A 24,297-nucleotide genomic window follows, 5' to 3' on the forward strand; every position below is an offset into this window, starting at 1 on the left:
TGAGGTGCGCCTGATCCGCCGTTTCCGCGCGGGCGTTGCCGAGGACGACGGAGACGGCGACGGCGCAAAGGAAGCCCGCGACGCCGCAGCCGAGGGCGACGAGCGCCCGGGCGCCGCGCGCCGCGTGGACGAGCCCGCCGAAGAGCAGCGCCGTCACGAGCAGGAGACCGAGCGCCTGGTAGGGGAAGGAGCCGAGCGCGCTGTAACCGTCGGCGCCGCCGGAGCCCGAGAAGTGCGTGGCGACGGGGTCGGGCAGGGCGTCGCGGCGCGTCAGAAAGACCGTCAGGAAGGCGGCGCAGGCCAGCAGATGGGCGGCAGTCACGACGAGGGGCGCACGAACGCCGCTCACCGGGCGCGGGGTCACAGTCATGGCACCTCCGGGGCACCTCCGAGTTGTACGCATCGTAATAGAACAACCAATGGCCAGAACCGCCATGCGGATGAAATCTCATATGTGAGATAACGTCTACGGCATGACAGACGCATACCTCGCCCGTATCGGCAAGCTGATCCGCGATGCCCGTCAGCACCGAGGCTGGACCCAGTCGCAGCTCGCGGAGGCCCTCGGCACCAGCCAGAGCGCCGTGAACCGCATTGAGCGAGGAAATCAGAACATCAGCCTTGATATGATCGCCAGGATCGGTGAGGCGCTGGACAGCGAAATCGTCTCCCTCGGTTACGCGGGGCCCATGCACCTCAGGGTGGTCGGCGGACGCCGGCTCTCCGGTTCCATCGACGTCAAGACCAGCAAGAACGCGTGTGTCGCCCTGCTCTGCGCCACCCTGCTCAACGCCGGCCGCACGACCCTGCGCCGGGTCGCCCGGATCGAGGAGGTCTACCGGATCCTGGAGGTGCTGGGCAGCATCGGCGTCCGGACCCGCTGGATCAACGACGGCAACGACCTGGAGATCGTGCCGCCCGCGGAGCTCAACCTGGCCGCCATGGACACCGAGGCCGCCCGCCGGACGCGCAGCGTCATCATGTTCCTGGGCCCGCTGCTGCACCGCATGGACCACTTCAAGATTCCGTACGCGGGCGGCTGCGACCTCGGCACCCGTACCGTTCAGCCGCACATGACGGCCCTGCGCCACTTCGGCCTGGAGGTCACCGCGACCGACGGCACGTACCACGCACAGGTCGACCGTTCGGTCGCACCCACTCGGGCGATTGTGCTGACCGAGCGCGGGGACACCGTCACCGAGAACGCCCTCCTGGCGGCCGCCCGGCACGACGGCGTGACCGTCATCCGGAACGCCAGTTCGAACTACATGGTCCAGGACCTGTGCTTCTTCCTGGAGGAGCTCGGCGTGCGCGTCGAGGGCATCGGCACGACCACCCTCACCGTGCACGGCGTCGCCACCATCGACCGCGACGTGGACTACGCCCCCTCCGAGGACCCGGTGGAGGCCATGAGCCTGCTGGCCGCCGCGGTCGTCACCGAGTCCGAACTGACCATCCGGCGCGTACCGGTGGAGTTCCTGGAGATCGAGCTCGCGGTCCTGGAGGAGATGGGCCTCGACCACGAGCGCAGCCCCGAGTACCCGGCGAACAACGGCCGCACGCGCCTGCTGGACCTGACCGTGCGCCCCTCCAAGCTCCGGGCCCCGATCGACAAGATCCACCCCATGCCGTTCCCGGGCCTCAATATCGACAACGTGCCCTTCTTCGCGGCCATCGCCGCGGCCGCCCAGGGCCAGACCCTCATCCACGACTGGGTCTACGACAACCGCGCCATCTACCTCACCGACCTCAACCGCCTCGGCGCGGACGTCAAGCTCCTCGACCCGCACCGCGTCCTCGTCGAAGGACCCACCCGCTGGCGCTCGGCGGAGATGATGTGCCCGCCGGCCCTGCGCCCCGCCGTGGTCGTCCTGCTGGCCATGATGGCCGCCGAGGGCACGTCGGTCCTGCGCAACGTGTATGTCATCAACCGCGGTTACGAGGACCTGGCGGAGCGCCTGAACTCGATCGGCGCCCAGATCGAGATCTTCAGGGACATCTGAGCCCGAGGCTCCCCTGCCCCCTCCCCCTCTCCCCCTCCCGTCACGGGGCCCGGCGAACCGCCGGTGGACGTTTCGCCGTGGTGAACCGGGTCATCACGAGTGATCCGGGACAGGATGGGGGGATGGGATTCCATGTCGATTCCGAGGCCGGGCGGCTGCGCCGCGTCATACTGCACCGCCCCGGCCTGGAGCTGAAGCGGCTCACGCCCTCCAACAAGGACGCTCTCCTCTTCGACGACGTGCTCTGGGTGCGGCGGGCCCGCGCCGAGCACGACGGTTTCGCGGACGTGCTGCGCGAGCGCGGGGTCGAGGTGCACTTCTTCCAGGACCTGCTGGAGGAGAGCCTGACGGTGCCGGAGGCCCGGGCCATGGTGCTGGACCGGGTCTTCGACGAGAAGGAGTACGGACCGCTGGCCACCGGGCACCTGCGGGCCGCGTTCGAGCGGCTGCCGGCGGCGGACCTGGGCGAGTGGCTGGTCGGCGGGATGACCAAGCGCGAGTTCCTGGAGGGCTGGAGCGAGCCCGTCTCCGTGCGCTTCCACGCCATGGAGCTGGACGACTTCCTGATCAACCCGCTGCCCAACCACCTGTTCACCCGGGACACCTCCGCCTGGGTCTACGACGGGGTGTGCGTCAACGCGATGCGCTGGCCCGCGCGTTGGCACGAGACCGTGCACTACGAGGCCCTCTACCGCTACCACCCGCTCTTCTCGGGCGGCGGCTTCCACGTCTGGTCCGAGGGCCAGGCCGCCTACCCGTCCACGATCGAGGGCGGCGACGTGCTCGTCATCGGCGAGGGCGCCGTGCTGATCGGGATGAGCGAGCGGACCACCCCGCAGGCGGTGGAGATGCTCGCCCACCGGCTCTTCGCGGCCGGGTCGGCCCGCACGATCGTGGCGCTGGACATGCCCAAGCGGCGCGCGTTCATGCACCTGGACACCGTGATGACCATGGTGGACGGGGACACCTTCACCCAGTACGCCGGGCTGGGGATGCTCCGCTCGTACACGATCGAGCCGGGGGCGGGCGAGCGCGAGCTGAAGGTCACCGACCATCCGCCGGAGCACATGCACCGGGCGATCGCCGCGGCCCTCGGCCTGGACTCGGTGCGGGTGCTGACCGCGACGCAGGACGTGCACGCGGCGGAGCGGGAGCAGTGGGACGACGGCTGCAACGTGCTGGCCATCGAGCCGGGCGTGGTGGTGGCCTACGAGCGCAACGTGACGACCAACACCCACCTGCGCAAGAACGGCATCGAAGTGATCACCATCCCGGGCAGCGAGCTGGGCCGGGGGCGGGGCGGGCCGCGCTGCATGAGCTGTCCGATCGAGCGGGACCCGGTGGGCGGGCACCCCGCCGGACCACCGGCCGGACCGCCCGCCCCGGGCCCCGCGGCGCCGAGCCCCGCCGCACCGGGCCCCGCAGCGCCCTCCGCCCCGGGTGGTCCTTCGCACACTTGATTGCATAGCAATGCGGAAGCATGTATAGAATTCCATCTTTCCGCAGTCGTGAGCCCGCGAGCCAGAGCCAGCTAGGAGTCCATCCCCATGACGACAGACCTCAAGGGCCGTCACTTCCTCAAGGAGACGGACTTCACCGCCGAGGAGTTCCACAGCCTCGTCGAGCTCGCGGCCGAGCTCAAGGCCGCACGGCAGACCGGCACCGAGGAGCAGCGGCTCCTCGGCCGGCACATCGCCCTGGTCTTCGAGAAGACCTCGACGCGCACCCGCTGCGCCTTCGAGGTCGCGGCGGGCGACCAGGGGGCGCGCACGACCTACCTCGACCCGGCGGGCTCCCAGATCGGGCACAAGGAGTCGGTCAAGGACACCGCGCGCGTGCTCGGCCGGATGTTCGACGCCATCGAGTACCGGGGCCACGGCCAGGACGTCGTGGAGGAGCTGGCCGCGCACGCCGGGGTGCCCGTCTACAACGGCCTGACGGACGAGTGGCACCCCACCCAGATGCTCGCCGACGTCCTCACCATGTCCGAGCACACCGCCAAGTCCCTGGACCACGTCGCCTTCGCCTACCTCGGCGACGCCCGGTACAACATGGGCAACTCCTACCTCGTCACCGGCGCGCTCCTCGGCATGGACGTGCGCATCGTGGCCCCGGAGGAGCTGTGGCCCGACGCGGACATCATCGCGGAGGCGCGGCGGCTCGCCGAGACGAGCGGGGGGCGGATCACCCTCACCCCGGACGTCGCCGAGGGCGTGAAGGGCGCGGACTTCGTCGCCACCGACGTGTGGGTGTCGATGGGCGAGCCCAAGGAGGTGTGGGACGCCCGGATCGCCCTGCTCGCGCCGTACGCCGTCACCATGGACGTGCTGCGCGCGACGGGCAATCCGGCGGTGAAGTTCCTGCACTGCCTGCCCGCGTTCCACGACCTGGAGACCTCGGTCGCCCGCGAGATCCACGAGCGGCACGGGCTGACCTCCCTGGAGGTCACCGACGAGGTCTTCGAGTCGCAGCACTCCGTGGTCTTCGACCAGGCCGAGAACCGGATGCACACGATCAAGGCGGTGCTGGTGGCGACGCTCGCCGGCTGACGGCCCGGTCGCCCCGGGCTGCCGGCGGCCGGCGGCCGGCGGCCGGCGGCCGCCCGGGGCAACTCCCCTTCTATCGCGCACTCGTGACGACAGTCACGCACCGGTGATAACTTCACAGCGCAGGCACGCACCAGCCCCCCGGCTGAAGGAGGCCGCGCTCCATGAGTCCGTTCACCGGCTCCGCGTCCCGTACCGAGGAGTGGCGGCACCTGCGCCTGACCCTCGACGAGGGCGTCGCCACCGTCACCCTCGCCCGCCCCGGCAAGCTCAACGCCCTCACCTTCGGCGCCTACGCCGACCTGCGCGACCTCCTGCCCGAGCTGGCCCGCGACGGCTCCGTGCGCGCGCTCGTGCTCGGCGGCGAGGGCCGCGGCTTCTGCTCCGGCGGCGACGTCGACGAGATCATCGGCGCCACCCTGGCCATGGACACCGGGCAGCTCCTGGACTTCAACCGGATGACCGGGCAGACCGTACGGGCCCTGCGCGAGTGCCCCTTCCCGGTCGTCGCCGCCGTGCACGGGGTCGCCGCGGGCGCCGGGGCCGTCCTCGCGCTCGCCGCCGACTTCCGCGTCGCCGACCCGACCGCCCGCTTCGCGTTCCTCTTCACCCGGGTCGGGCTCTCCGGCGGCGACATGGGCGCCGCCTACCTGCTCCCCCGCGTCGTCGGCCTCGGGCACGCCACCCGGCTGCTGATGCTCGGCGAGCCCGTGCGCGCCGCCGAGGCCGAACGCATCGGCCTGATCAGTCAGCTGACCGGCGAAGGGCGGGCGGGGGACGCGGCGCAGGCCCTCGCCCGCCGCCTCGCCGACGGGCCCGCCCTCGCCCACGCCCAGACCAAGGCGCTGCTCACCGCCGAGCTCGACATGCCGCTGGCGGCCGCCCTCGAACTCGACGCCGCCACCCAGGCCCTGCTCATGAACAGCGCCGACTACGCCGAGTTCCACGCCGCCTTCACCGAGAAGCGGCCCCCGAAGTGGCGGGGGCGATGACGGCCGCCGCACAGGTCGCCGTCATCGGCGGCGGGCCGGGCGGCCTCTACGCCGCGGCCCTGCTGAAACGCCTCGCCCCGGAGCGCGAGGTCACCCTCTGGGAACGCAACGCCCCCGACGACACCTTCGGCTTCGGCGTCGTCCTCTCCGACGAGACCCTCGGCGGCATCGAGAGCGCCGACCCGGAGGTCTACGCGGCGCTGCGCCGCGAGTTCGTCCGCTGGGACGACATCGACGTCGTCCACCGCGGCACCGCGCTGCGCTCCGGGGGACACGGCTTCGCCGCCCTCGGCCGCCGCCGGCTCCTGGAGATCCTTCACGAGCGCTGCCACGGGCTCGGCGTCCGGCTCCGCTTCCGCACGGAGGCGCCGCCCGCCGGGGAGCTCGCCCGCACCCACGACCTCGTCATCGCCGCCGACGGCATCCACAGCCGCACGCGCGAGACCCACGCGGACCGTTTCCGGCCCGCTCTCACCACCCACCGCTGCCGCTACATCTGGCTCTCCGCCGACTTCGCGTTCGACGCCTTCCGCTTCGAGATCGCCGAGACCGAGCACGGCCTGATGCAGCTCCACGGCTACCCGTACCGGCACGACGCCAGCACCGTGGTCGTCGAGATGCGCGAGGAGGTCTGGCGCCGCGCGGGCCTCGACCGCGCCGACGAGGACGCCACGCTGGAAGCCTGCGGCAAGTACTTCGCCGACGCCCTCGGCGGCCGCCCCCTGCGCTCCAACCGCTCCGCCTGGACCGCCTTCCGCACCGTCGTCAACGAGCACTGGCACCACGGCCGTACGGTCCTCCTCGGCGACGCCGCCCACACCGCCCACTTCTCCATCGGCTCCGGCACCAAGCTCGCCGTCGAGGACGCCCTCGCCCTCGCCCGGGCCCTGGAGCGGCACCCGGAGGTGCCCGCGGCGCTCGCCGCCTACGAGGACGAGCGGCGCCCGGCCGTCGCCTCCACCCAGCGCGCCGCCCGCGCCAGCCTGGAGTGGTTCGAGGACCTCGCCGTGCACGTGGACCAGCCCCCGCGCCGGTTCGCCTTCAGCCTCCTCACCCGCAGCCGCCGCGTCACGCACGCCAACCTGCGCCTGCGCGACGCGGACTTCGTCGCCTCCGTGGAGGACGAGGCCGGCGTCCCGCCCGGCACGCCCCCCATGTTCACCCCCTTCCGGCTGCGCGGCCTGACCCTGCGCAACCGGGTCGTCGTCTCCCCCATGGACATGTACTCCGCGGCCGACGGCACCCCCGGGGACTTCCACCTCGTCCACCTCGGCGCACGCGCCCTCGGCGGGGCCGGGCTCGTCATGGCCGAAATGGTCTGCGTGAGCGAACAGGGCCGGATCACGCCCGGCTGCTCGGGGATGTACACCCCGGAGCACGAGCGGGCGTGGCGCCGCATCACCGGCTTCGTGCACGACCGGGCGCCCGGCACGGCGATCGGCCTCCAGCTGGGGCACGCGGGCCGCAAGGGCTCCACGCGCCGCATGTGGGAGGGCATCGACCAGCCGCTCCCGGAGGGGAACTGGCCTCTGGTCGCCCCGTCGGCACTGCCGTACCGGGCCGGCGTCAACCAGACCCCGCACGCCCTGTCGGTGGCCGGAATGGACGCCGTGCGCGATCAGTTCGTACGGTCCGCGGAGGCCGCCGCCCGCGCCGGGTTCGACCTCCTCGAACTCCACTGCGCCCACGGCTACCTGCTGTCCGGCTTCCTCTCCCCCCTGACCAACCACCGCGACGACGCCTACGGGGGCGACCTCGCCGGACGGCTGCGCTACCCCCTGGAGGTCTTCGACGCCGTCCGGGCGGTGTGGCCCGCCGACCGGCCCATGACCGTACGGATCTCCGCCACCGACTGGGCCGACGGCGGCACCACCGCGCAGGACGCCGTCGCCGTCGCGCGCACCTTCGCCGCCCACGGGGCCGACGCGCTCGACGTCTCCACCGGCCAGGTCGTCGCCGACGAGCGGCCCGCCTTCGGCCGCTCGTACCAGACGCCCTTCGCCGACCGCATCCGCCACGAGGCGGGCGTCCCCGTGATCGCGGTGGGCGCGATCTCCTCCTGGGACGACGTCAACTCCCTGATCCTGGCGGGCCGTGCCGACCTGTGCGCGCTCGGGCGGCCGCACCTGTACGACCCGCACTGGACGCTGCACGCGGCGGCCGAACAGGAGTACGCGGGGCCGGGGGTGTGGTGGCCCGCACCGTACCGGGCGGGGAGCCGGCGGCCGCCGACCGGAAAGGGATAGACCGGAGAGGGACGGAGGGGCCTAGGCCAGCTCCCCCGCGACGAACTTCGCCCCCGCCTCCCGCAACCGCGAATGCAGCGCACCGAACACCCGCGCCGCCCGCACCCCGGGCCAGTCGGCCGGCAGCAGGCCGCCCGGCAGGCCGGGGTCCGCGTACGGCAGGTGCCGCCAGGAGTCCAGCGCGAGGAGGTAGTCGCGGTAGGCGTCGCGCGGCGGCACCACCCGGCGCCGCGCCCAGCGCCGCAGCACCGGCTCGTGGGCCTCCAGGAAGGCGTGGTGCTGCCCGGCCAGGGATGCGAGGTCCCACCAGCGGCCCACGGCCTCCGCGGTCGGCTCGAAGCCGAGGTGGGAGCCCCTGAACAGGTCGACGTAGGAGGCCAGTCCGAGCCGTTCGAGGGTGTGCCGCGTCTCGTCGTGGACATGTGCGGGAGCGATCCACACGCCGGGGGCGGCGGTCCCGAACCCGAGCCGGGCCAGCCGCGAGCGCAGCAGGTGCCGCTTGTGCCGCTCCTCCTCGGGCACGGAGAAGACGGCCAGCAGCCAGCCGCCGGCCGTCCGCGTGGAGACCCGGCCGTAGATGCGCCGGTCGCCGTCGTCGAGGAGCTGCCGCGCGGCTTCCGAGAGCCCGTAGCCCGCGGCCCCGTCGGGCGTGCGGTCCGCGACGAGCAGGCCGCGCCGTTTGAGCCGCGAGACGGCCGACCGCACCGAGGGCGAGTCCACGCCGACGGCACCCAGCAACCGGATCAGGGCCGCGATCGGTACGGGCCTGCCGCCCGTATGGCGGGCGGCGCCCCCGCGGCCGTACGCGCCGTAGAAAGTGACGATGAGGGACCGAGGAGTATGGAGTGGTTGCTGGTCAGTCACGGGGAAACTGTAAAGCGCCGTGACGCAGCCGGAAGCGCTGCAATTTGCCGGTGGGCGTGCGGGGAAGGGCCTCCGGGAACTCGATCTCGCGAGGGCACTTGTAGGGAACGATCTCCTTTTTGGTGAACTCCCGCAGCGCCGCCGCGGTTTCCGCGGTGCGCGGCACCCCGGCCCGGAGCACCACGTGAGCCACGACGATCTCGCCGCGCCGCGCGTCGGGGCGCCCGACGACGGCCGCTTCCAGGACGTCGGGGTGGCGCAGCAGGGCCTCTTCCACCTCCGGGCCGGCGATGTTGTACCCGGACGAGATGATCATGTCGTCGGCGCGGGCGACATAGCGGAAGTGGCCGCCGGGCTCGCGCACGTAGGTGTCTCCGGTGAGGTTCCAGCCGTGGCGGACGTACTCGCGCTGGCGTTCGTCGGCGAGGTAGCGGCAGCCGGTGGGTCCGCGCACGGCCAGCAGGCCGGGTTCGCCGTCCGGCAGCGTCCGGCCGTCGGGGCCGGCGACGCGGGCCTCGTAGCCGGGGACGGGCAGGCCGGTGGTGCCGGGGCGGATCGCGTCGTCGGCGGCGGAGATGAAGATGTGCAGCATCTCGGTCGCGCCGATGCCGTTGATGACGCGCAGCCCGGTGGCCTGCCGCCAGGCGTGCCAGAGGGCCGCGGGCAGGTGTTCGCCGGCCGAGACGCAGCGGCGCAGCGACGAGACGTCGTGCGGGCCGGGCTGTTCCAGCGTCTCCAGCATCGAGCGGTAGGCGGTGGGGGCGGTGAGGAGCACGGAGACGCGGTGGCGCCGGATGTCGGCGAGGAGGTGTTCGGGGCCGCGCCAGTCGGTCAGCAGGGTGGCGGCGCCCGCCCGCAGGGGGAAGATCACCAGGCCGCCGAGGCCGAAGGTGAAGCCCAGGGGCGGGCTGCCGGCGAAGACGTCGTCGGGGCGCGGCCGCAGGATGTGCGCCGAGAAGGTGTCGGCTATGGCGAGCACGTCGCGGTGGAAGTGCATGCAGCCCTTGGGGCGTCCGGTGGTGCCGGAGGTGAAGGCGATGAGGGCGACGTCGTCCGCGGAGGTGTCCACCGCCGCATACGATGAGGGTTTGTCCGCGGCCAGGCGCAGCAGGTCGCCCGGGGTGTCCCCGCCGTACGGGGTGATCCGCAGAGGTTCCGGGGCCCGCGCGAGGGCGTCGAGGCCGTCGAGCGAGCGGGCGTCGCACAAGGCGTGCCGTATGCGGGCCAGTTCGCAGATCGTGGCGAGTTCGTGCGGCCGCTGGGCGGCCAGGACGGTGACGGCGACCGCGCCGGCCTTCATCACGGCGAGCCAGCAGGCGGCGAGCCAGGGGGTGGTGGGGCCGCGCAGCAGGACGCGGTTGCCGGGGACGACGCCGAGGTCGCCGGTGAGGGTGTGGGCGATGCGGTCGACATGGGCGGCGAGTTGGCCGTAGGTCCACCGGCATCCGGTGTCGTCGTGCACGGCGGGGCGGTCCGGGCCCAGCCGGGCCACGGTGGCGTCGAGGAGTTCGCTGCCGCAGTTGAGGCGGGCCGGGTAGGCGGGCAGGGCGTCGCTCCGGTGCAGGAGGGCGGGCCAGTGGCGGGCGGGAGGGAGGTGGTCGCGCGGGAAGGTGTCGACGTGGGCCGACGGCTGAAGCTCGGTAGCTGCCATCGCTGATGCGCCCCCTCGCGCCGGTGACATGGAGGTGAACGGGGGTCTTGCCAGCCGTGCGGATCCGCTGTCAGCGTAGCGACTTGGTGACGGCAGTCAACACAGCGCGATACCACGAAGGGGCCGCCCATGGTCACCCCGTTCGCCCTCGACCCGCAGCAGCGCGCCTGGTGCGACGACCTGCGCACCCTCGCGGCGGAGCGGCTGCGCCCCCTCGCGGCCGGCGGCGAGCCGGGCCGCGTCGACCGGCCCCTCGTCGCCGCCCTCGGCGAACTCGGCCTGCTGGCCCGGCTCTTCCCCGCCGGGGGGCCGGTGCGCGCGACGGACCTGTGCCTGCTGCGGGAGTCCCTCGCGCGGGAGTGCACGGAGGCCGAGACCGCGCTCGCCCTGCAGGGGCTCGGCGCCTACCCCGTCGTGCAGTCCGGGACCGCCCGGCAGCGCGCCCGCTGGATGCCCGAGGTGATCGCGGGCCGGGCCGTGGCCGCGTTCGCGCTGAGCGAGCCGGCCGCCGGGTCCGATGCGGCGGCGCTGGAGCTGCGCGCCGAGCCGGACCCGTCCGGCGCCGGGGACGGCTGGCGCCTGTCGGGCGAGAAGACGTGGATCTCCAACGCCCCCGAGGCCGACGTCTACACCGTCTTCGCCCGCACGGGACAGGCGCCCGGATCGCGGGGCGTGACGGCTTTCCTCGTCCCGGGCGACAGCGCGGGACTGTCCGGCCGCGGCCTGGACATGCTCAGCCCGCACCCCATCGGCACGCTGACCTTCGACGGCGTGCCGGTCGGCGCCGGGGACGTCCTCGGGGTGCCGGGCGGCGGCTTCCGCGTCGCCATGCGCACGCTCGACCTCTTCCGGCCGAGCGTGGGGGCCTTCGCCGTCGGCATGGCCCGGGCCGCGCTCGCGGCCGCCGTCGCCCACGCCGGGGAGCGGCGCGCGTTCGGCGGCCCCCTGAAGGACCTGCAGGCCGTCTCCCACCAGCTCGCCGAGATGGCCACCCGTACGGAGGCGGCGTCGCTGCTGGTGTACGCGGCGGCCGCGGCGTACGACGCGGGCGAGCCCGGCATCGCGGCCCGCTCGGCGATGGCCAAGCTGTTCGCCACGGAGACCGCGCAGTACGTCGTCGACGCGTCCGTCCAGCTCCACGGCGCCCGCGCGCTGCGCCGGGGGCACCTGCTGGAGCACCTGTACCGGGAGGTGCGCGCGCCGCGGATCTACGAAGGTGCGAGCGAGGTCCAGCGCACGATCATCGCGAAGGAGCTGTACCGGTGAACACCCACGAGGCCGGGGGCACGGACACGCGCAGCGCCGGAAGTACGGACACGCCCGGCGCCGGGAGCACGGGCCCCCGTGGGGCCGGGGGCGCCGACGTGCGCCGGATCAACCCGCCGGAGCTCTCCCCGCCCACCGGCTTCTCCCACGCCGTCGCCGTCACCGGGGGCCGGCTCGTCTTCCTCGCGGGGCAGACCGCCCTCGACGGCGCCGGCCGCATCGTGCCCGGCGTGCTGCCGGAGCAGTTCGAGCGGGCCCTGGGCAATCTGCTCGCCGCCCTCCGCGCCGCGGGCGGCGAGCCGCAGCACCTCGCGCGCGTCACCGTCTACGCCACCGATGTCGCCGCCTACCGCGCGCACGCCCGGGAACTGGGCGGCATCTGGCGGCGGCTGGCCGGGCGGGACTACCCGGCGATGGCCGTCATCGGCGCGGTGCGCCTGTGGGACGAGGAGGCGCTGGTGGAGCTGGACGGGATCGCGATGCTGCCGTGAGCCGGCCCCGGGGGCGCGGGGGTCAGAAGCCGGAGCAGGTCGCCGTCGCCTCCCGGCCGGACGTCGTGGCGGTCCACGGCCGGCGGTCGTCCACCGTCACCGAGCAGGTGACCGTGCCGCCGTCCTTCCCGGTCGTGACGGCCAGCAGGCCGCCCTTCTCGAACTCCGTCGTCTCCAGCTCCTTGCGCCAGGGCAGGTCCCGGGGGCCCTCCTTCTGCGTCACGACGGCCCCGTCCCGCCAGGTGCTGTACGCGATGGACACGCCCTTCGCATTGCCGGTGACCTCGTAGCGCACCCGGACCGTCTTGCCGCTCTGCCCGGCGAGCACGACGACGATCGCCGCGCACCCGGCGGCCAGCAGGAGCACGACGGCGAGCAGCACCCACGGCCACTTCCGGTGCCGCCGGTGGCGGACGTGCGGCGGCGCACCGTGCGCGTAGTCGTCGCCCCAGTGCTGCGTACTCATGCGGCCAGCATGCCGCCGCCCCTGCGGGGTGGCGAGCGGGGGCCGCCCGTACGGGCGGCGGCCCGTGCCCCCGCCCGCACCCGCCGCGCACGGGGCGGACCCCGTCCGCGGCGCCTACAGCCGCGGGTCCACCGGCTCCGACTCCAGGGCCAGGACCCCGAAGACCGCCTCGTGCACCCGCCACAGCGGCTCGCCCGCCGCCAGCCGGTCCAGCGCCTCCAGCCCGAGCGCGTACTCGCGCAGGGCGAGCGAGCGCTTGTGGCCGAGGTGGCGTGCGCGCAGCCGGGCCAGGTTGTCCGGGCGGGTGTACTCGGGACCGTAGATGATCCGCAGGTACTCCCGGCCCCGGCACTTGACGCCGGGCTGGACGAGCCGCCCGCCGGCGGTCCGCACGAGCGCCTGCAGCGGCTTGACGACCATGCCCTCGCCACCGGCGCCGGTCAGGTCCAGCCACCACTGCACGCCCGCGGCGACCGACGCCTCGTCCTCGGTGTCGACGACGAGGCGGCGGGTCGGGGCGAGCAGGCGGTTCATGTACACCGGGGTGTAAGCGCAGATGCCGTTGTTCGACTCCGAGCCGTACATCTCCGCCTCGATCATCCGGTCGATCAGGGCGAGCTGCTCGTCGTGCGGGAGTCCGGCCAGGCTGCGGCCCTGCACCGCCAGGATCTGGAACGGCGCCATCCGGATGCCGTCCAGGCCGTCCGTGCCCTTGGCTCCGACCCGGCGCAGGGACTGTGTCTCCGCCTGCTCCCCCGGCCAGCCGTGCGCGCTGTCGCCGGTGGTCCAGCAGTAGCGGCGGTACGCCTCCGTGAACGCGGCCGCGTCCGCGGCCCGCTCGCGCTGGCGGTCCAGCAGCCCGGACACGTCCACGCCCCGCTCCGCCGCCGACTCCAGTGCGGCGATCGCCCCGGGGAACACCGCGCCGGACGCGGCGCCGACGGCCGCGTACTGGTGGCGCAGCAGCCCCTGCGCCTTGAGGGACCAGGGCATGAGCTCGGCGTCCAGCAGCAGCCAGTCGGTCTCCAGCTCCTCCCACAGCCCGGCCGAAGCGACCGTCCTGCTCAGCCGTCGCAGGACGCGCTCGGTCATCGCGGGGTCGTCGAAGAACGGCCGGCCGGTGCGGGTGTACAGCGCCCCGCTCGCCCCGCCGGTCGCGCCGAAACGCTCCCGCGCCACGTCCGCGTCGCGGCACACCAGCGCCACGGCCCGCGAGCCCATGTGCTTCTCCTCGCACACCACCTGCCGCACTCCGTCGGCCCGGTAGGCGGCGAACGCCTCGGCCGGGTGCTCCAGGTAGCCCTCCTCCTGGGAGGTCGCGCACGGTGCCATGGTCGGCGGGAGGTAGGGCAGCAGCCGCGGGTCGACGGAGAAGCGGCTCATGACCTCCAGCGCGGCCGCGGCGTTCTCCTCCTTCACCGCGACCCGGCCCATGTGCCGGGTCTCGACGACGCGGCGGCCGGTGACGTCGGACAGGTCGAGCGGGCGGCCGTCCTCCCCGCCGGGCGCGTCGCTCGCCAGCGGCCGCGCCGGCTCGTACCAGACCTGCTCGGCCGGTACGTCCACCAGCTCGCGCTCGGGCCAGCGCAGCGCCGTCATCCTCCCGCCGAAGACGGCGCCGGTGTCCAGGCAGATCGTGTTGTTCAGCCACGTGGCCGACGGGTTGGGGGTGTGGCCGTAGACGACGGCGGCGCTGCCGCGGTAGTCCTCGGCCCACGGGTAGCGCACGGGCAGGCCGAACTCGTCGGTCTCGCCGGTGGTGTCCCCGTACAGCGCGTGCGAGCGGACACGGCCCGAGGTGCGGCCGTGGTACTTCTCCGGCAGGCCGGCGTGGCAGACCACGAGCTTGCCGCCGTCGAGGACGTAGTGGCTGACGAGCCCGTCGATGAACTCCCGCACCTGCGCGCGGAAGGCGGGGTCGCGGGCGTCCTCGCGCTCCAGCTGCTCGATGGTCTCGGCCAGCCCGTGGGTCGGCCGGACCTTCTTGCCCTTGAGCCAGCGGCCGAGCTTGTTCTCGTGGTTGCCCGGCACGCACAGGGCGTTGCCGGAGGCGACCATGCCCATGACGCGGCGCAGCACGCCCGGGCTGTCCGGGCCGCGGTCGACGAGGTCCCCGACGAAGACGGCCGTGCGGCCCTCGGGGTGAACCCCGTCGGCGTAGCCGAGCTCGCCCAGCAGGGTCTCGAGTTCGGAGCTGCAGCCGTGGATGTCGCCGATGATGTCGAAGGGGCCGGTCAGGTGCCGGAGGTCGTTGTAGCGGCGCTCCAGGACGACCTCGGCGGCCTCGGCCTCCTCGGCGCTGCGCAGGACGTGCACCTTGCGGAAGCCCTCGCGCTCCAGGCCGCGCAGCGAGCGGCGCAGCTCGCGGCGGTGGCGCTGGATGACGTGGCGGGGCAGGTGGGCCCGGTCGGGGCGGGCGGCGTTGCGCGCGGCGCACACGTCCTCGGGCAGGTCGAGGACGATCGCGATGGGCAGCACGTCGTGCTCCCGGGCGACGCGGACCAGCTGCCGGCGGGCCTCGGCCTGGACGTTGGTCGCGTCGATCACGGTGAGGCGGCCGGCGGCGAGGCGCTTGCCCGCGATGTAGTGCAGCACGTCGAAGGCGTCGCCGCTGGCGCTCTGGTCGTTCTCGTCGTCGGCGACGAGGCCGCGGCAGAAGTCCGAGGAGAGCACCTCGGTGGGCTTGAAGTGCTTCCGGGCGAAGGTCGACTTGCCCGAACCCGTCGGGCCGACCAGCACCACGAGGGAGAGGTCGGTGACGGCGAGGGTGCGCTCGGCGGCCGCGGGGGCGGTTGCTGTGGTCATGCGGCCATCTCCTGCTTCGGCTCTTTCTCTGTCTCTTTCTCCGTACGGGTGAAGACGCCCATCTGGGTCGGCGGCCCGACCTGCGGGTCGTCCGGTCCCACGGGCGCGTACGCCACCTCGTAGCCGTACCGCTCCGCGACGCCCGCCGCCCAGGCGCGGAACTCCTCGCGGGTCCACTCGAAGCGGTGGTCCGCGTGCCGCACGTGCCCGGCGGGAAGGGTCTCCCAGCGCACGTTGTACTCCACGTTCGGGGTGGTCACGACGACCGTCGCGGGGCGCGCCGCGCCGAACACCGCGTGCTCCAGGGCGGGCAGCCGGTCCAGGTCGACGTGCTCGATCACCTCGCTGAGCACCGCCGCGTCGTACCCGGCCAGCCTGCGGTCGGTGTACGCGAGCGAGCCCTGGAACAGCGCGGCCCGCGCCGCCTGCCGCTCAGTCATGCGGTCCAGGCGCAGCCGCCGCGCGGCGATCGCGAGGGCGCGCGCCGACACGTCCATGCCGGCCACCTCGGTGAACCGCGGGTCCTTCAGCAGCTCGCCCACGAGCTGCCCCTGTCCGCAGCCGAGGTCGACCACGCGCGCGGCCCCCGAGGCGCGCAGGGCGCCCAGGATCGCCTCGCGGCGCTGCACGGCCAGCGGGACGGGCCGCTCCTCGGTGTCCGTCTCCTCGTCGACGGCGTTGTCGAGCTCCTCGGCCTCGCTGTCGTCGGCCTCGGCGAGGCGGGCGAGGGCCAGCCGCTCCAGGGCGTCCCGCGTCAGCGACCAGCGGCGGCCGAGGTAGCGGCCGGCGATCAGGCGCTGCTCGGGGTGGTCCTCCAGCCATCCCTCGCCGGAGCGCAGGAGCTTCTCCACCTCGTCGGGCGCCACCCAGTAGTGCTTGGAGTCGTCGAGCACCGGCAGCAGGACGTAGAGGTGGCGCAGGGCGTCGGCGAGCCGCTGCTCACCCTCCAGCACCAGCCGTACGTAGCGCGAGTCGCCCCACTGCGGGAACTTCTCGTCCAGCGCCACCGGCTCGGCGGACACCGTCCAGCCCAGCGGGGCGAACAGCCGCTCCACGAGCGCCGCGCCGCCGCGGGCGGGCAGCACGGGCACCTCGATGCGCAGCGGCCGGGCCGCTCCGGGCAGCTCGGGCCGGGCGGCGCACTGGCCCTTGAGGGCGGTGGAGAAGACGCTGCTGAGGGCGACGGCGAGCAGCGAGGACGCCGCGTACGGGCGGTCGTTGACGTACTGCGCGAGGGCGGAGTCGGGTGCGCCGCCGCGACCCTTGCCCTTGGAGCGCCGCACCAGCGCCACCGGATCGATCTCCAGCAGCAGCGCGGCGGTGCAGCGCTCGGCCGTGGCCTCGGGGTAGAGCACGTGCGCGGTGCCGTGGGAGGTCGAGAAACGCTGCGCCTTGCCGGGGTGCTTGTGCAGCAGGAATCCGAGGTCGGTCGCAGGGGATCCGGTCGTCGCGGTGGTGGATATCGTCAGGAACACGCGCTCGAGTATCCCCGGGGGTGCGCGCCTTCTGCTAATGCTTTTCGCCGGTGCCCTCGGCGGTATTCACCGGAAGGCTGTTCCCCGGGAGACCGTTCCCCATCGGGCCGTTACCCGGCAGGCCCTAACCCGGCAGGCCGTTCGACAGCAGGCCGTTCAACAGGGCGCGGGTGAGGACCGCGATGGTGAAACCGCAGGTGATCTCCCCTGCGGCGACCATTTCCGCGACCTCCGGCCAAGGCCGGGGGACGATGCGCCGGATGCCTTCGGCCGTCTCCGGAGAACCGAAGTCGTCGATTCGGGCGGCGAACAGCTCGACGTGATCTCCGATCAGTCCGCTGTCGGGATGCATACGGCCCAGGGAAATCAATTCGGTGACCTCTGCACCGATTTCCTCCGCCAGTTCCCGCACGGCGTTTTCCGCTCCGGTGGCGCCCGGGGCGCCCATGCCGCGCGGCACCTCCCAGTGCCAGGAACGGGTGGCGTGGCGGTAGTGCTCGACGAGGACGACGTTTCCCGCGGGGGTGAGGGGGAGGACGACGGCGCCGGGGCTCGCGACCGTGGAGAGCATGCGGACGTAGAGCCCGGGGGCGCCGCCGGGGAAGCGGACCGCGTCCCGTACGAGGGTGACGAAGCGGTCGGCGTAGACGACGCCGACCGGAGCCGTGGCGCCCTCCGCCCCGCTGCTCTCTACCCCGGTGCTCTCCACCCCGGCCTTCTCCGCCCCGGCATCCGCCGTGCGCCGGGCCTCCTCGACCTCGGCGGGGTCGAAGAGGATGTCGATCCCGCCCGGGGTGTTGCCGAACAGCTCGGGACGGGTGGCGCGCAGCCGGTCGTAGGGGGTGGCGGGGGTCTCTTCTCGCACTGGCTCAGTACTCCGGGAGTTCGTCCTGCACGGTGGCGGAGCCGGTGGCGGCCGGGGAGCCGCCCTCCTCCCGGTACCCGGGCAGCTTGCGCACCATGTCGTGGAACCTTTCCCACTCCCGCGCGCCGTCGAACCGCACCGCGGCCATCTCCCGTGCGAACTTCTGTTCGCGCCGGCCCTCCAGCCTGTTGCGGAGCACCAGTTGCACGGATCCGCCGTACCTGGCCGAGACCCCGCCGAGGCTGCCGGCCACGCTCCAGGTCTCGTCCCCGGTGACGGCGGTGAAGGCGGCGCCGCCGACGGTGACGACGACCTCGATGACGGGCAGCCACTTGTTGGCACGGGCCCGGCTGTCGCCGCGGGCCTCGGCAAGGCGGACGATCTCGGAGTTGAGCCTGACGTAGCGGTCGAAGACGGGGCCGACGCGCTCGTGGAAGGACGCCGGGTCGGCGGTCAGCTCGTCGAAGGCGCGTATGTAGGCGTTCCACGGGTCGCTCTGCCGCAGGCTCCAGATGTCCTCCAGGGCGAGCGCGTCGACCGCGGCGGGGGTGAGGGCCAGCCGGTCCTGGACCGTGGAGAACGCCTGCCGCTGCAGGAACAGCAGGAGCTGCTCGGGGTCCGTGACCGTCCCGGCGGGTGTCGTACGGACGTCGCGCCACTCCTGGAGGGCCACCCTCCGCAGGCTGCCGGCCGGGGTGAGCGGATACATGCCGAGGGCGTCGGCGAGGTTGACGTTGTAGATGAGGTCGAGGAGCTGCTTGATCTCCCCCGCGAAGGGCTTGTTCCTGTCGTACCTGCCCTCCGAGACGGCCGTGCCCGGCACGGTCACGAACTCCTCGTAGAGCACGTTCCGCGTGACGAGGTCGCCGCGGATGCTGCGCTCGTTGCTGAGGCCGACCACTTCCCCGATCCGAGCGGCGAACGCCGCGTGCCGCCGCTGCGGGACGCCGACCTGCGCGGCGAGCAGGGGGATGTCCTTCGCGGTGAGCCCCTGCACCCGTGCGGCGAAGGCGTTGAACAAGGCGCTCCTGGTGGCGTCCCGGTTCTCCTGGTCCTCCCAGGAGAACCGGACGCACTTGACGCGCTCGCCGGCCGGCATCCCCTCGAGCGTCTCCTGCCAGGCGGTAAAGGCCCGCTCGTCGAAGTCCAGCCCGGTGCTGGGGCGCTCGGCGGGATCGCGCTCGTTCAGCAGGTACGGCACGAGGGCCGCCTGCGCCAGCAGCTTCTGATGGGCGCGGCGGGCCGGGCCGCCTTCGACGAGGTCGCGGCTGACGGCGGCGTTGTTGTAGAAGAACACGCGGTTGGCCACCACTTGGCGGGTGTTGATCAGGCTGCGGAAGTACTCGGCCCGCACCTCCTTCTCCCGCGCGCCCCCGACCTCGCCGAGCGATCTCCCTCCCGTGACCATCTCCCTGGTCAGTTCCGCGGTCACCCACTGGTTGTCCAGGGACTGGGCGATCACCGCGCCGGGCGCCAGATCCGGCGGCCTCACCCTGACGGTCGTCTCAGCGGATTCCTGGGACATTCCCCACCCCCGGTCCTGGATCCCCTACGACGCAACTCTCACGTCCGCGTCCACGCTAGTGGTGAACCTGTGGCCCGGACCTGCGGTTGCACCAACTGGCCTGATGTGGAGCGGTGTTGAAGGTGCCACTGGAGCGGAGAGTCGCTACTGAGGCGGCCGGGGGAGACGGCCAGGGCGAGGCCGACGGCCGCGACCCTTCGGCGGCGAAGCACAGCCCGGAATGCGTACGGTGCCACCCCGCGATCACTACGAGGACTGCAGGGGGAGGGTCTGGCAACGTCTCCGCCGCGAAGGCGTCAGGCCCGCGGGCCTGCCGGGCTTTCAGGCCCGCGGGGACCGTGTCTCACCCCGGTCCGCACCGATCGCGTCCGCCAGAGAGGCGATCTCGGCCGGGCCCACGCGGCAGCAGCCCCCGATGAGGCGGGCGCCGGCCTCGTACCACTCGGTGACACAGTCGGGCGCGAAGGCCGGCCGGCCCGTCCAGGACCGGGCCTCGGCATCCCACTGCTCGCCGCTGTTGGGGTAGACCACGACGGGCTTCCGCGCGGTCTCCGCCGCGAGCCGCACCGCGGGGCCGGCATCGGCGGGCGTGCAGCAGTTGACCCCGACGGCCACCACCTGGTCGTTCCCGGCGGCCAGCGCGAACGCCTCGCGCAGCGGCTGACCGGCACGCGTGTACTCGCCCTCCGCGCTGTAGGACAGCCACACGGGCACCCCGCAGCCCGCCACGGCCCGCAGCAGCGCCTCGGCCTCGTCCACGTCGGGCACGGTCTCCAGCGCGAGGACGTCGGGCGCGGCCTCCACCAGGGTCTCGATCCGCGGCCGGTGGAAGCGCTCCAGCTCGGCGGTGCTCAGGCCGTAACGCCCGCGGTACTCGCTGCCGTCGGCGAGGAAGGCGCCGTAGGGGCCGACGGATGCGGCGACCCGGATCTCCCGCCCGGGGGCCTCGCGCTCCGCGGCGCCGCGCGCCAGCTCCACGCTGCGCCGCAGCAGCGCAGCGGCCTCGGCACGGCCCAGGCCCCGCCGCGCGAAGCCCTCGAAGGTGGCCTGGTAGCTGGAGGTGATGAGGACCTGGGCGCCCGCCCGCACATAGGCCGCGTGGGCCTGCTCGATCCGCTCCGGGTCGTCGGCGAGCAGCCGGGCCGACCACAGGGCGTCGGACAGGTCGCAGCCCTGCGCCGCCAGCTGGTTGGACAGTCCGCCGTCGAGGACGAGCGGGCCGCGCTCCAGCGCGTCGGCGAGAGGGGTGGCGGTGGGGGCGGGCGTCACAGGTGCTCCTCGGTCGTGCGGTAGCGCCGGGCCGGCGTCAGCCCAGCTGAGACTGGACCTCCGAGGAGATCAGCTCCAGGTGGTCGAGGTCGTCCAGGTCCAGGATCTGGAAGTAGACCCGGGAGGAGCCGATGGCCGCATAGCGGCCGATCTTGTCGACGACCTCGGCGGGCGAACCGGCCAGGCCGTTCTCCTTGAGCTCGGCCACATCGCGCCCGATGACCGCCGCACGGCGCGCGACCTCCGCGTCGTCCTTGCCGATGCAGGCGACCAGCACGTTGGAGTAGACGAGCTCGTCACCCTTGCGGCCGGCCTCCTCCGCGGCCGCCCTCACCCTGCCGAACTGCCGCTCGCTGTCCTCGACCGAGGCGAAGGGGATGTTGAACTCGTCGGCGTACTTCGCGGCGAGCCGCGGCGTGCGCTTCGCACCGTGGCCGCCGATGAGCACGGGCACCTTCTGCTGTGCGGGCTTGGGCAGCGCGGGGCAGTCGGTGAGCTGGTAGTAGGTGCCGTCGAAGTCGAAGGTCCGCCCGGCCTCCGTCTCCCACAGGCCCGTCACGATCGCGAGCTGCTCCTCCAGACGCCCGAACTTCTCCTTGGGGAAGGGGATGCCGTACGCCTTGTGCTCCTCCTCGAACCAGCCGGCGCCCAGGCCGAGCTCGACGCGCCCGCCCGACATCTGGTCCACCTGGGCCACCTGGATGGCCAGCACGCCGGGCAGCCGGAACGTGCCCGCGGTCATCAGGGTGCCGAGCCGGATGCGGCGCGTCTCACGGGCGAGCCCCGCCAGGGTGATCCAGGCGTCCGTCGGCCCGGGCATGCCGTCCGCGGAGCCCATGGCCAGGTAGTGGTCGGAGCGGAAGAAGGCGTCGAAGCCGAGGTCCTCGGTGGCCTTGGCGACCGTCAGCAGGGTGTCATAGCTCGCCCCTTGCTGGGGCTCGGTGAAGATTCGCAGATCCATGCCCCCCATCCTGCACTGCCGCACGCGCGTCAACCGACCGTGCCCTGCCCCGGTCCACCCACCCCGGTCGGGTGAAATTCCGTCGCCCCCGCCGGACGGGTGAGCCCCGGCCAGTGTCCGCCGCGGCCGGTGGTCGTTGGCTCGGGCGGAGCCGGACCGCCCGGCCCGCGCACCGGTGTGCTCTGCCGGAGGCGACGACCGCAACACCGCTCTCCCGCACCGGGAGGGCCGGGGCCGAGGAGGCCGCGATGACCCAGGAAGCCGTGCCCGACGAAACGGTGCCCGCCCAGCCCGCCGCCCGGCAGCAGGGCGAGGCCGGCGAGCCCAAGGGCCTGCTGCAGCAGATGGAGGAGCTGATGGCCGCGCTCAACGCCGATCTGTCGCAGCTCGACGCCGATCTGCAGCCGCGCGACGGACGCCCGGCGTCCGTCGACGGAGGGGATGCCCGCTGACCGCCCGCGCCTCACGCGGCACCACCCTCCCGCTCGCGCGACGCGAGCCGTCTCTGTAACCAGCGGACCCTGTCGCTCGTCTCGTCGGCGGCGTCGATCGCCTCTATGCACTGCCAGTACATGGCGTCCTCGCCGGAGGAGCAGGCGACACCCACCAGGGCGATGCCCACCTCGCCGAGGAGCCCGCAGAGCCCCGCCAACGCGCCCCAGGGGTCGCGCACTTCGGTGAGCTGCCCGGCCCGTATCGCTCCGGCGCGCAGCGTGTGACGCAGCGCGCCGGACGCGCGCGTGCCGGCCTCGCTCAGACTTCCCGCGGCGGCGCGGGCCTCGAAGGGCCCGTGCACCGCGAGATGGCCGCCGACCGCTCCCGCCAGCGCCTGTGTCTGCCATGCCTCGGTGACGATGTCGTGGACGGCCCTGGCCTGCGCCAGGGCCGTCCGGGTGGCTCCGATGAGCCGCACTGCATCCATGGCCTGAATCCCCCATCTTCCCGACTGCGCCTTCAACTGCGCTTCCGACTGCGCCGTGCCCACACCGGCTCACTACCCAGAGTGATGACTAACCGCCGGAAACGCCAGGGGAATTCAGAAATCTGTGGATACCAGATGGGGTGTGGATAACTCAATCACTCCGGAGAGTGACGATCTGGCGTCTTCGGAGCGTCTTGGTCCGGACGGTCGGCTTGAGACGGCCGACCCTGACGGTCCGACTCGGCCGGTTGGTCCGACTCGGCCGGATGGCCTGACTCGGCCGGATGGCCTGACTCGGCCGGACAGTCCGACTCAGCCGGTTGGTCGGGCAGCGGGAACCGTTGCTCATTGCGCTCGATCTTCGCGGAGAGGGCCGCCGCCGGGTCGATGCCCAGCACCTGGCAGAACTGCAGGAGATACGCCAGCACGTCCGCGACCTCGTCCTCGACCCGGGCGGCGGTTCCCGGGCTCTTCATCACCTGCGCCGACTCCTCCGGCGTCAACCACTGGAAGATTTCAACCAGTTCGGACGCCTCGACACTCAGGGCGGCAACAAGGTTTTTGGGCGTGTGGTAGGGAAGCCAGCGGCGCGCCGCCGCGAAGTCGGCCAGGCGGCGCTGCAGCACCTGCAGCTCGCCCTCTCCGCCGCCGCGTCCCTCTTCTCGGTGTTCAGGATTCACCCCCAAGATCTACCACCGAGATTCCCGGCAGGGCCGGATCCGCCGCCGGATCCGCCGCCGGATCCGAGGGCTCCGCGCCCCCTCGTACCGCCGCCACCAGCCGGACGTGCCCCCGCTCCCCCATCCGCACCGCCAGGCCGAGCAGCTCGCGCGCCTGCCGCGCGTCCAAGCAGCGGTCGAAGCCGTCCGCCAGGACGGTGAGGGTCTGCCGCGCCTGCAGCACCTCGGCGGCGGGGTCCATGTCCAGCACCCCCGGACCGGTCATCAGCACGAGGCAGTGGGCGAGGTAGCGCAACTCGCCGTCCCCCAGCCGCTCCAGGGGCGTCGCCGCCCCGGACCGCCGCTCCAGCAGAGCCGTCACGAGACCGTCACCCAGTTCCCGCACCGCCAGCTCGTCCACGGGCACCCGGCACCCCGCGCCCACCGCCGCCACGAGCGCCGCGTGGCGGGTCGCGCACTCGTGGCGCGTACGGCCGAGGACCGCCGCGGCGTTGTCGCAGGATCCGCGCAGCCGCCCGTCGCCCGCGGCGGCGGGCAGCCGCATGAGCTCGGGGCGGGGGTCGCAGGCGAAGACGGAGCGCAGCGCCACGACGACCTGTTCGGCGGCGTCGAGGACGAGGCGCTGACCGGCGGTCTTGCCCGCGACGCGCAGGGGCAGCAGAGCGGTCCCGAGCCGGTCATCCGGCAGGGGTGCGCGGGTGACGGGAACGGCGCCGGCCGTATGCCAGGCGGCCTCGACGGCGCGGCGGCCGGGATCGCGCAGGGCCGTGGAGAGCAGGGTGCGGCCGGCGGCCGTCATCCGTTCGCCCACGATGCGCAGCTCGGGTTCGGCCTGGACGGCGACGTCGAGGCGGACGGGGCCCAGGGGCCCTCCGACGGTGCAGCCGATGCGGAAGCCGCGCCGGCCCTGCGCGTCGGGGCGGGCCTGCAGCGGGACGCAGGCCGCTGGGCCGCCGTCGACAGTGGCTAGGGCTTCCTCCAGGGTGTCGCCTCCGGCGAGCCGGGCGAGGGCCCCGTAGGCCTGGAGGGCGCTGGACTTGCCGCTGCCGCTCGGGCCCCGGAAGAGGGTGAGCGGGCCGAGCGCGAAGACGGCGTTGCGGTGGGACTTGAAGGCGGAGAGCCGTAACTCGGTCACCGCGGGGCGCTGCCCTCCGGAAGGAACGGGGGCAGGAGCGGAAGAGACGGGAGCAGCGGAAGCAGCGGAAGTGGCGGAAGCGACGGCGGGAAGAGTGTCCGGTCGGGCACAGCGTGTGTCCATGCCCGGACCGTA

The 24,297-nt window shown here is 73.3% G+C and carries 19 protein-coding genes and 2 pseudogenes; 8 read left to right on the top strand and 13 right to left on the bottom strand.

What is annotated here, in order from left to right; genetic code table 11:
* Positions 1-370 (bottom strand): annotated as a pseudogene (locus tag V7793_RS02890) (hypothetical protein); the annotation flags it as partial.
* A 103-nt stretch (positions 371-473) separates the two neighbouring features.
* Between V7793_RS02890 and V7793_RS02895 the strand changes: the two are divergent.
* The 5 genes from V7793_RS02895 to V7793_RS02915 all read left to right on the top strand — a co-directional run bounded on the left by V7793_RS02895 (position 474) and on the right by V7793_RS02915 (position 7,787).
* Positions 474-2,003, top strand: coding sequence for a helix-turn-helix domain-containing protein (locus V7793_RS02895; RefSeq protein ID WP_058042297.1), 1,530 nt, complete (start codon positions 474-476; stop codon positions 2,001-2,003).
* 122 nt (positions 2,004-2,125) lie between these two features.
* Complete coding sequence (locus V7793_RS02900; RefSeq protein WP_335581280.1) at positions 2,126-3,463, top strand: arginine deiminase; 1,338 nt, start codon at positions 2,126-2,128, stop codon at positions 3,461-3,463.
* A gap of 87 nt (positions 3,464-3,550) precedes the next feature.
* Positions 3,551-4,552, top strand: coding sequence for an ornithine carbamoyltransferase (argF, locus tag V7793_RS02905; protein ID WP_335581281.1), 1,002 nt, complete (start codon positions 3,551-3,553; stop codon positions 4,550-4,552).
* Positions 4,553-4,713: 161 nt separating this feature from the next.
* Positions 4,714-5,541, top strand: a complete 828-nt coding sequence (locus V7793_RS02910; protein WP_335581282.1) for an enoyl-CoA hydratase family protein — start codon at positions 4,714-4,716, stop codon at positions 5,539-5,541.
* Positions 5,538-7,787 (top strand): bifunctional salicylyl-CoA 5-hydroxylase/oxidoreductase, encoded by a 2,250-nt coding sequence (locus V7793_RS02915; RefSeq protein ID WP_335581283.1) that lies wholly within the window; start codon positions 5,538-5,540, stop codon positions 7,785-7,787. The genes V7793_RS02910 and V7793_RS02915 overlap by 4 nt, the downstream gene beginning before the upstream one ends.
* Positions 7,788-7,808: 21 nt before the next feature.
* Here the strand turns inward: V7793_RS02915 and V7793_RS02920 are convergent, their stop codons facing one another.
* Together V7793_RS02920 and V7793_RS02925 are read right to left on the bottom strand one after the other, a co-directional pair.
* Positions 7,809-8,651, bottom strand: coding sequence for a PaaX family transcriptional regulator (locus V7793_RS02920; protein ID WP_335581284.1), 843 nt, complete (start codon positions 8,649-8,651; stop codon positions 7,809-7,811).
* Positions 8,644-10,302, bottom strand: coding sequence for an AMP-binding protein (locus tag V7793_RS02925; protein WP_335581285.1), 1,659 nt, complete (start codon positions 10,300-10,302; stop codon positions 8,644-8,646). Before V7793_RS02925 ends, V7793_RS02920 begins: the two co-directional genes overlap by 8 nt.
* Positions 10,303-10,431: 129 nt before the next feature.
* Between V7793_RS02925 and V7793_RS02930 the strand changes: the two genes are divergently transcribed.
* Together V7793_RS02930 and V7793_RS02935 are read left to right on the top strand one after the other, a co-directional pair.
* The gene (locus V7793_RS02930) at positions 10,432-11,568 is read left to right on the top strand and encodes an acyl-CoA dehydrogenase family protein (protein ID WP_335581286.1); all 1,137 of its coding nucleotides are present in this window, start codon (positions 10,432-10,434) and stop codon (positions 11,566-11,568) included.
* Between the two features lie 98 nt (positions 11,569-11,666).
* Complete coding sequence (locus tag V7793_RS02935; protein ID WP_335581324.1) at positions 11,667-12,059, top strand: RidA family protein; 393 nt, start codon at positions 11,667-11,669, stop codon at positions 12,057-12,059.
* A 22-nt stretch (positions 12,060-12,081) separates the two neighbouring features.
* On the opposite strand, the gene V7793_RS02940 is transcribed toward V7793_RS02935, so the two are convergent.
* The 7 genes from V7793_RS02940 to V7793_RS02970 form a co-directional block, all read right to left on the bottom strand.
* Positions 12,082-12,525, bottom strand: coding sequence for a hypothetical protein (locus V7793_RS02940; protein WP_335581287.1), 444 nt, complete (start codon positions 12,523-12,525; stop codon positions 12,082-12,084).
* Between the two features lie 114 nt (positions 12,526-12,639).
* Complete coding sequence (locus V7793_RS02945; RefSeq protein ID WP_335581288.1) at positions 12,640-15,330, bottom strand: polynucleotide kinase-phosphatase; 2,691 nt, start codon at positions 15,328-15,330, stop codon at positions 12,640-12,642.
* Positions 15,327-16,805: a 3' terminal RNA ribose 2'-O-methyltransferase Hen1 gene (locus tag V7793_RS02950; protein WP_335581289.1), complete on the bottom strand. Its 1,479-nt coding sequence runs from the start codon at positions 16,803-16,805 to the stop codon at positions 15,327-15,329. The genes V7793_RS02945 and V7793_RS02950 overlap by 4 nt, the downstream gene beginning before the upstream one ends.
* 124 nt (positions 16,806-16,929) lie before the next feature.
* Positions 16,930-17,670, bottom strand: a complete 741-nt coding sequence (locus V7793_RS02955; RefSeq protein WP_335581290.1) for an NUDIX hydrolase — start codon at positions 17,668-17,670, stop codon at positions 16,930-16,932.
* A 4-nt stretch (positions 17,671-17,674) separates the two neighbouring features.
* Complete coding sequence (locus V7793_RS02960; RefSeq protein WP_335581291.1) at positions 17,675-19,195, bottom strand: hypothetical protein; 1,521 nt, start codon at positions 19,193-19,195, stop codon at positions 17,675-17,677.
* A gap of 321 nt (positions 19,196-19,516) precedes the next feature.
* Positions 19,517-20,464, bottom strand: coding sequence for a homocysteine S-methyltransferase (gene mmuM / locus V7793_RS02965; protein WP_335581292.1), 948 nt, complete (start codon positions 20,462-20,464; stop codon positions 19,517-19,519).
* A gap of 37 nt (positions 20,465-20,501) precedes the next feature.
* Positions 20,502-21,425, bottom strand: a complete 924-nt coding sequence (locus V7793_RS02970) for an LLM class F420-dependent oxidoreductase (RefSeq protein ID WP_335581293.1) — start codon at positions 21,423-21,425, stop codon at positions 20,502-20,504.
* 248 nt (positions 21,426-21,673) lie between these two features.
* On the opposite strand from V7793_RS02970, the gene V7793_RS02975 reads away from it, so the two are divergent.
* Complete coding sequence (locus V7793_RS02975) at positions 21,674-21,877, top strand: hypothetical protein (protein ID WP_335581294.1); 204 nt, start codon at positions 21,674-21,676, stop codon at positions 21,875-21,877.
* 11 nt (positions 21,878-21,888) lie between these two features.
* Here the strand turns inward: V7793_RS02975 and V7793_RS02980 are convergent, their stop codons facing one another.
* From V7793_RS02980 to V7793_RS02990, 3 genes and pseudogenes are all read right to left on the bottom strand, one after another.
* Positions 21,889-22,347 carry a DUF6099 family protein gene (locus V7793_RS02980; protein WP_335581295.1) on the bottom strand — a complete coding sequence of 153 codons (459 nt, stop codon included), beginning with the start codon at positions 22,345-22,347 and terminating at the stop codon, positions 21,889-21,891.
* Positions 22,348-22,658: 311 nt separating this feature from the next.
* Positions 22,659-22,979, bottom strand: a pseudogene (locus V7793_RS02985) (nucleotide pyrophosphohydrolase); the annotation flags it as partial.
* Between the two features lie 37 nt (positions 22,980-23,016).
* Positions 23,017-24,285, bottom strand: coding sequence for an ATP-binding protein (locus tag V7793_RS02990; RefSeq protein ID WP_335581296.1), 1,269 nt, complete (start codon positions 24,283-24,285; stop codon positions 23,017-23,019).
* Positions 24,286-24,297: the final 12 nt, after the last annotated feature.

It is taken from the genome of Streptomyces sp. KLMMK (assembly GCF_036961605.1).
GTDB lineage: Bacteria > Actinomycetota > Actinomycetes > Streptomycetales > Streptomycetaceae > Streptomyces > Streptomyces telluris.